The sequence below is a fragment of the Thioclava sp. genome, assembly GCF_048263065.1.
GTDB lineage: Bacteria > Pseudomonadota > Alphaproteobacteria > Rhodobacterales > Rhodobacteraceae > Thioclava.
Genome location: NZ_JBLXEM010000015.1, coordinates 45403 through 53197, shown reverse-complemented (window position 1 = coordinate 53197; position 7795 = coordinate 45403). Strand labels below are relative to the sequence as shown.

Sequence of the window (7795 nt, the reverse complement as noted above, 5' to 3'; positions counted from 1 at the left end):
GTCGGTTTGCTCATGCAACCCAGCTACCATGCTGGATTCACGAGATGAATCCCTCACAGGATTTGTGCAACAGAGCCCATCGGCAACGACGTTTGGTTGGGAGCTCACTGTATAATACGTAGCGGAGTTTCAATTGGTGACGGTGCTGTCGTAGCCAGTGGGAGCGTCATCATGAAGGATGTTCCTCCATATACGATTGTTGGAGGGAACCCAGCAAAGAAAATTCGTCCACGCTTCCCACAAGAGATTACAGATCGCCTTTTAGACCTGAAATGGTGGCAATATTGCCCGTCTGGGTTTCGGGATTTGGACATGTTCGATGTTTGTGGTTTTCTAGACAACATGGAACGCGGAAAGGCTGCAAACGAACTAAAGGTGTTCACTCCAAAGACGATGAAATTCATGAACGGCAGTCTGGTTTTGGTATAAATATCTCTCAATTTCGGACCGAGACGCGTTGAGCGCTAGGTGCTTGGCTCAACTTAAACCGCCTGGAGTTTGTCGCAGACCTATAGTTTCATTTCACGCGACCATATCAATTTTACTGAGAAACTCTGTTGAGAGAGGTGGCTCGGTTTGTCTGAACAGGTTTCTGGCGTTCGCCAAGTGGTTTTCCGCCTTGATTACGCCGCCGCTTCGGGCATGGGCTGGTTGGAGTAGGCCTGATCGGGGGTTTTCCCGTCAAGCGATGAATGCGGGCGGCGGCTGTTGTAGAAGCCAAGATCCCGGCGCGGGCTTCCGAGACGCTGGAGTATGCCCGCAGGTAAACCTCTTCGTATTTGATGGTCCGCCACAGGCGCTCTACGAAGACGTTGTCCCGCCAGGCCCCTTTCCCGTCCATGCTGATCTTGATCTCGCATGCGGCCAGCACCTTGATGAAGTCGGTCGAGGTGAACTGGCTGCCCTGATCCGTGTTGAAGATCTCGGGCGTGCCGTGACGAGCCAGCGCCTCCTCCACAGCTTCTATGCAGAAGTCGGCCTCCAGTGTGATCGACACCCGCCATGCCAGGACGCGCCGGGTGAACCAGTCCAGCACGGCAGTCAGGTAGATGAAGCCCCGCGCCATCAGAATGTAGGTGATGTCCATCGCCCATACTTGGTTAGGCCGGGTGATGGGCCGCTTCCGGAGCAGATAGGGGTAAATCTTGTGCCCTGGCGCCGGTTTCGAGGTGTTCGGCTTGCGATACAACGCCTCAATGCCCATGCGCTTCATCAGCGTGGCAACGTGCAGCCGCCCGACCTTGAACCCCTCCTGGACCAGCAGCCCCTGCAACATCCGGCTGCCCGCGAACGGGAACTCCATATGCAGTTTGTCGATCCCGTGCATCAGCTTCAGATCGGCCTCCGACACCGGGCGGGGCTTGTAATAGACGCTGCCCCGGCGGTTCCCCAGCATGATCGCCTGACGGCTGACACTCAGCTTGGCTGCGGGAGAAATCATTTTCTTGCGCTCGGCAACAGACCCGCCTTGCCGAGCGCGCTCGATAAAAAATCCTTCTCCAGCGTCAGTTCTCCAATCTTCGCGTGCAGGGTCTTCACGTCGATGACCGGTTCCGGCTCGGCCTTCAGCCCATCACCGAATACCCCGGTCGCGCCCTCAAGAAGCTGATCACGCCACTGCTTGATCTGGTTCGGGTGAACGTCGAAATCCTGAGCCAGCTCAATCAGGGTCTTCTCACCCTTGATTGCGGCCACCGCCACTTTCGCTTTGAATGCCGGGCTGTGGTTCCAGCGTGGTCGTCTTGCCATGGTCTTCTCCTCGCTCGCAGCATCATGCTGCTGTTGCGCGGAAAATCCACTTATCCCAGTTGTTCAGATTTCCGGAACCACCTCTGGGCGCTCCATGGAGAAATTTCCTGATAATTCATCCATTAAGGCTGAATTTTAGATCAGGGGCTCATAAGGACGGTGGGTGCGCGCACCGCATACCTTCTTCCTGCCGCAATCACGAGACGGACGTAGCATCTCCCGCTTCCAGTGCCGATGTGCCGAATCTTGCCCGTCATAATGGGGCCAGTTTTGTGACCTCAGGATGGGCACCCCCTTTGGCTTGCAAGCACTTTTAGCGTTTCCAAGGGGATATCTGGTGGGCGGTGAGGGGCTCGAACCCCCGACATCTTCGGTGTAAACGAAGCGCTCTACCAACTGAGCTAACCGCCCCCTACCCGCTCTTTAATCGGGTCGTGAGCTGCAAGCAAGAGCGGTTTTATCATTCCGGCGCGAAGCCCTAAAACGACCAAGGCGCGCCCGGATCAGGGGCGCGCCTTAGGGGGGAATGGTGGGCGATGAGGGATTTGAACCCCCGACATCATCGATGTGAACGATGCGCTCTACCACTGAGCTAATCGCCCCCGTGGCGCGCTTTCTAGCCTCAGTCCTCATCCTCTGCAAGAGGGGACGGTGTTGTTTTTTCATCCGCGCTAGCATCGGCGAGCATACCCGAGGGGCGGCGCAGTTTCACCACCAGAATTTCATCGCCATTCTTTTCAAACTGGCGGTTGATCTTGAGCTTGCCCAGCGGCGGAACGCTAAGTTCCTCGCCATCCGACAGCGCCTCGCCCAGCACCTTCAGCACCGCTTCCGACATCTGGCGCGCCTGCCCCTTGTTAACACCCGCCGCGATCATCACGCGCTCGACAAAGGTTTTCTTGCTCACAACGACTTTGGTTTCCGGGGTCTCTACGGGGTGGGAGGCCACTGAAAGCGTCGCCGCAGACGCGGGCGCAGATTTGACGGCGCGCGGCTTAGCTGGCGCTTTGGTCGCGGATTTCACAGTGGTCTTGGGTTTAGCGGATTTGGCCATGATAGGTCCTTTTTCCCTAATTTCGGGAGGGGTTGGCGGGTCTGAAAAGGTAAAGCAAAGCGCCCGCCGCAAGGCATGCGACGGGCGATTATTTCAATGCGCGGTGGTTGCGGCCCCTGCCCCGTCAGACCCGCTTTTGGCGGCAGCGGCAGCGGCGGCTTCTTCGGCCTCTTCATCCCATTCAACGGGCTCGGGCATACGCACCAAAGCGCGTTTAAGCACCTCGGTCACATGGGTGACGGGGACGATTTCCAGCCCCTCTTTCACGTTGTCGGGGATCTCGGCGAGGTCTTTTTCGTTTTCCTCCGGAATGAAAACGGTCTTGATCCCGCCGCGCAGGGCCGCCAGCAGTTTTTCTTTCAGACCGCCGATGGGCATCGCATTGCCGCGTAGGCTGACTTCACCGGTCATCGCGATATCAGAGCGCACCGGAATGCCTGTCAGAACCGAGACAATCGAGGTCACCATCGCCAGACCCGCCGAGGGGCCATCCTTGGGCGTCGCGCCATCGGGGACGTGGACGTGAATGTCCCATTTTTCGAACTTCGGCGGCTTGATGCCCATTTGCGGGGCGACCGAGCGCACATAGCTAGATGCCGCCTCAATCGATTCCTTCATCACATCGCCCAGCTTGCCGGTGGTCTTCATCCGCCCCTTGCCGGGCAAACGTAGCGCCTCGATTTGCAGCAAATCACCGCCCACCGACGTCCAAGCCAGACCCGTCACGACGCCGACCTGATCTTCCTTCTCGGCCAGACCGTAGCGATGCCGTTTGACGCCCAGATATTGCGCGACCTTGGCTTCGTCGATCACGATTGACTTGATCTCGCCTTTCGACTTGATCACCTCGGTCACGGCCTTACGCGCGAGTTTTGCGATCTCACGCTCAAGGCTGCGCACCCCGGCCTCGCGGGTGTAATAGCGGATCACATCGGACAGCGCGCCATCGGTGATGGAAACCTCACCCTTTTTCAGCCCATGCGCCTTGATCTGTTTCGGGATCAGGTGCTGACGCGCGATCTCGGATTTTTCATCCTCGGTGTAGCCCGCCAACGGGATGATCTCCATCCGGTCCAGCAACGGACCCGGCATATTATAGCTGTTCGCGGTGGTCAGGAACATCACGTTGCTCAGGTCATATTCGACCTCAAGGTAGTGATCGACAAAGGTCGAGTTTTGTTCCGGATCAAGCACTTCGAGCATCGCCGAAGCCGGATCGCCACGGAAATCCTGCCCCATCTTGTCGATCTCATCGAGCAGGATCAGCGGGTTCGTGGTTTTGGCCTTTTTCAGCGCCTGAATGATCTTGCCAGGCATCGAGCCGATGTAAGTGCGGCGGTGACCGCGGATCTCGGATTCATCGCGCACGCCGCCAAGGCTGATGCGGATGAACTCACGCCCCGTGGCGCGCGCAACCGAGCGCCCAAGCGAGGTTTTACCCACACCCGGAGGGCCGACGAGGCACATGATCGGCCCCTTCAGCTTAGCCGAACGCGCTTGCACGGCGAGATATTCGACGATGCGTTCCTTGACCTTTTCCAGACCGTAGTGATCGGCATCCAGCACTTTTTCTGCTGCGATCAGGTCTTTCTTTACGCGGCTTTTGGTGCCCCACGGAATCGCGAGCATCCAGTCCAAATAGTTGCGCACAACCGTGGCCTCGGCAGACATTGGCGACATGGATTTGAGCTTTTTCAGCTCTGCCTCTGCCTTGTCTTTGGCCTCTTTGGAGAATTTCGTCTTGGCGATCCGCTCTTCCAACTCGGCGATCTCGTTTTGGCCTTCTTCGCCGTCGCCCAGCTCTTTCTGAATGGCCTTCATCTGCTCATTCAGATAATATTCGCGCTGGGTTTTCTCCATCTGCGTTTTTACGCGCGATTTGATCTTTTTCTCGACCTGAAGGACGGAAACCTCGCCCTGCATCAGCCCGTAAACTTTTTCCAGCCGCTCCGCGACATCAAGCGTTTCCAGCAAATCTTGCTTTTGCGCGACCTCAAGACCCAGATGACCCGACACCAAATCAGCCAGCTTATCAGCGTCACCTGCATCGCCGACAGCGACCAGCGCCTCTTCGGGGATGTTCTTTTTGATCTTGGCGTAGCGGGCAAACTCATCGCCCACGGTGTTGAGCAAAGCGCGCACCGATGCCTGATCTCCGGGCAGCTCAAACAGCGGCTCAGCCTCAGCCTCAAAGTAAGACTCGTTCACGATGAAATTGATGATCTTCACGCGGCTCTTGCCCTCAACCAGAACCTTGACGGTGCCGTCAGGAAGTTTAAGCAATTGCAACACGTTAGCCAGAACACCGATACGGTAGATTCCATCGGTGTCTGGATCATCCTCAGACGGGTCAATCTGGCTGGCCAACAGGATCTGGCGATCCTCGGCCATCACTTCCTCAAGTGCGCGCACTGATTTCTCGCGCCCCACGAAAAGCGGCACGATCATATGCGGAAACACCACGATGTCCCTCAGCGGCAAAACCGGATGGGTGACGGGGGTTATTTCGGTCATAAGTATTCCTCTGTGGCAAAAGGGCTTGGTCCCGTTCATCGGCGGCCATGTCCCTTCCCTGTTCAACCCAATATCTAGGTGGTCGGTTGGGTCGGTTCAACACGTCCTTGTCACTCAAACGCTACAATGCGCGCGCAGCCGCTTTTGGGCAAGAGGCAGCGCGCAGCTTTGATGGGACCTAGCACATCCGAGTTACCTGACCCTTAGCGCGGCAAGATCATTTCCGCGCGCAATCCGCCGAGTTTCTCGCTATCGCCCAGCTTGAGCGAGCCCCCGTGACTGCGCAAAATATCGACCGCAATCGACAGCCCCAAGCCAACCCCCGGCCCGCGATCCTGATTGCGCGCGGGGTCAAGCCGGGTGAAGGGGCGCTGCGCCTCGTCGCGTCGATCAGGAGGAATACCCGGCCCATCGTCTTCGACCACGATGCGCCAGCCCTTTTGTGAAATCGACACCGAGACATCACAGTGATTGCCATAACGCACGGCGTTGCCAATCAGGTTTTCCAACGCACGGCGCAGCGCATCGGGGCGGAACGTCGCCGCCCCCTGCCCGTCACAATTGCGCAGCGTCACATCCTGCCCGGCGCGCGCGCAATCCGCGACCACGGCGCGCACGAAGGGACAGATTTCCACCAACTCCGGCTCACCTTGCGTCGCGCCTTCGCGGGCAAAATCGAGAAACGCATCGACTAAGCGGTTCATCTCATCGACGTCCCGCTCCATTGCTTCGACCTCGGGGCCCTCATCCAGCATCGACAGCCCCAGCCGCAACCGTGTCAGCGGCGTGCGCAGATCGTGGCTGACGCCCGACAGCATCAATGTACGTTGCTCGATCTGGCGCTCGATCCGGTTGCGCATATCCAAAAAGGCCGAACCCGCCGAGCGCACCTCGCTGGCCCCGCTGACCCGATATGACACGTTGCGCCCCTTGCCAAACGCCTCTGCCGCAGCGGCGAGACGGCGAATGGGGCGCAACTGATTGCGCAAAAAGAGATAGGCCACCAGCGTCATCAACACCGAGACAAACATCATCAGCACCAGCAATTGATGCGGGTTTGATGCGGAAACGCGATTGCGCGGAAAGCTAAGTGCAAGCGCCCCGTGTGGCGTTTCCAACACCACAGTCACCTGATCATTGCCATCGTTAAGATCAATGTAGCGCACGTTTTCCAGCGTCGCGCGCAGCGTCGCGATCACCACAATCCCGGTCAGATCAAGAAAACTGCGCTGATCGCCACGGGCATTGGCCAGCACAGCGGGGGCCGGATAGCTTACTGTGAAACCCAGCACCGAATCGAGATCCGCCAGCCGCGCCCGCGCCGTCGCCAAATCCGGGGCTGTGCGGGCCGCGCGATCGAGCAGGTCGATCTCATGCACCATGGATTGCGTCATCTGCCGGGTCACGCGTTCAAAATGGCGCTGGATAAACACCACCGACACGACCAACTGGATCGTAACGACCGGCAAAACCAGAATAAGCGCGGCCCGCCCATAAAGCCCACGCGGCATCATCTGTTTGAGCCAGAGTAAATTCATGGCAGAACCCTAACCGGGCCAACAAGCGAGGGAAAGATGGAACAATTGCAACAAGGCGTGCGCCGAATCGTGGCGCCCAACCCTTCGCCGATGACCTATCAGGGCACGTGCTCCTATGTCATTGGCACCGGGGATGTGGCGGTGATCGACCCCGGCCCCGATGATCCCGCACATCTGCGCGCGATTGTGGACGGGCTTGGCGCGGGCGAACGCATCAGCCATATCCTTGTCACCCACGCCCATCTTGATCACTCGCCCGGAGCACGCGCACTGTCTGAGGCAACCGGAGCCCCGGTTTACGCCTTTGGCCCCCCAGATGCAGGGCGTTCGGCGATCATGACCGAACTGGCCGCGCGCGGCGTTCCAGGGGGTGGTGAAGGTGTTGATCATGGCTTTGCGCCCGATCAGTTGCTGGGTGATGGCGAGACGCTGGCGCATGGCGATTGGGCGCTCACCGCGCTGCATACGCCGGGCCATTTCTGTAACCATCTCAGCTTTGGGTTCGAAGATGCTGTGCTGAGCGGAGACGTCATAATGGGCTGGTCTTCAACGCTCATTTCGCCCCCCGACGGCGATCTGCATGACTATTATCAGTCCCTCGCCCGTATCGAGTCTCTCGCCCCACGTATCCTGTATCCGGGCCACGGCGCGCCGGTGCTTGACCCGCGCGCCCTCATCGCCGAGCAACGCGCCCATCGCGAGACCCGCAGCGCCCAGATCCTCGCGGCGCTAAGCACTGGCGCGGCAACGCCCGCATCTTTGAGGGCGCAAATCTACCGCGATCTTCCGCCCCCTTTGCACGGCGCTGCCCAACGCAATGTCTTCGCCCATCTCATTGAACTTACGCAACAAAACAAAATTCATCCTGCATCCCATCTCGCCCCGACGTCTGAATTTTCACTTCGCTGAAATTTAGCCGGTTTTTTGCAACAAACCCTCT

General features: G+C 58.4%; 5 protein-coding genes, 2 tRNA genes and 2 pseudogenes. 3 read left to right on the top strand and 6 right to left on the bottom strand.

Features of this window, described 5'->3' with window-relative positions:
• Positions 1–48: 48 nt before the first annotated feature.
• Both ACN0SD_RS15470 and ACN0SD_RS15465 read left to right on the top strand, forming a co-directional pair.
• Positions 49–159, top strand: a pseudogene (locus ACN0SD_RS15470) (DapH/DapD/GlmU-related protein); the annotation flags it as partial.
• 12 nt (positions 160–171) lie between these two features.
• Positions 172–429, top strand: a complete 258-nt coding sequence (locus ACN0SD_RS15465) for a hypothetical protein (RefSeq protein WP_417809125.1) — start codon at positions 172–174, stop codon at positions 427–429.
• Positions 430–623: 194 nt separating this feature from the next.
• Here the strand turns inward: ACN0SD_RS15465 and ACN0SD_RS15460 are convergent.
• The 6 genes and pseudogenes from ACN0SD_RS15460 to ACN0SD_RS15435 form a co-directional block, all read right to left on the bottom strand.
• A pseudogene (locus ACN0SD_RS15460) lies at positions 624–1749 on the bottom strand (IS3 family transposase).
• Positions 1750–2084: 335 nt separating this feature from the next.
• A tRNA-Val gene (locus ACN0SD_RS15455) sits at positions 2085–2160 on the bottom strand.
• A gap of 116 nt (positions 2161–2276) precedes the next feature.
• Positions 2277–2351 (bottom strand) — tRNA-Val (locus ACN0SD_RS15450).
• 20 nt (positions 2352–2371) lie between these two features.
• Positions 2372–2803, bottom strand: coding sequence for an HU family DNA-binding protein (locus ACN0SD_RS15445; protein WP_417809124.1), 432 nt, complete (start codon positions 2801–2803; stop codon positions 2372–2374).
• 93 nt (positions 2804–2896) lie between these two features.
• Positions 2897–5317 carry an endopeptidase La gene (gene lon, locus ACN0SD_RS15440; protein WP_417809123.1) on the bottom strand — a complete coding sequence of 807 codons (2421 nt, stop codon included), beginning with the start codon at positions 5315–5317 and terminating at the stop codon, positions 2897–2899.
• Between the two features lie 203 nt (positions 5318–5520).
• Positions 5521–6855, bottom strand: coding sequence for an ATP-binding protein (locus ACN0SD_RS15435; RefSeq protein ID WP_417809122.1), 1335 nt, complete (start codon positions 6853–6855; stop codon positions 5521–5523).
• Between the two features lie 36 nt (positions 6856–6891).
• Here ACN0SD_RS15435 and ACN0SD_RS15430 point away from each other — a divergent pair, with 36 nt between their 5' ends.
• Positions 6892–7764: an MBL fold metallo-hydrolase gene (locus tag ACN0SD_RS15430; RefSeq protein WP_417809121.1), complete on the top strand. Its 873-nt coding sequence runs from the start codon at positions 6892–6894 to the stop codon at positions 7762–7764.
• Positions 7765–7795: the final 31 nt, after the last annotated feature.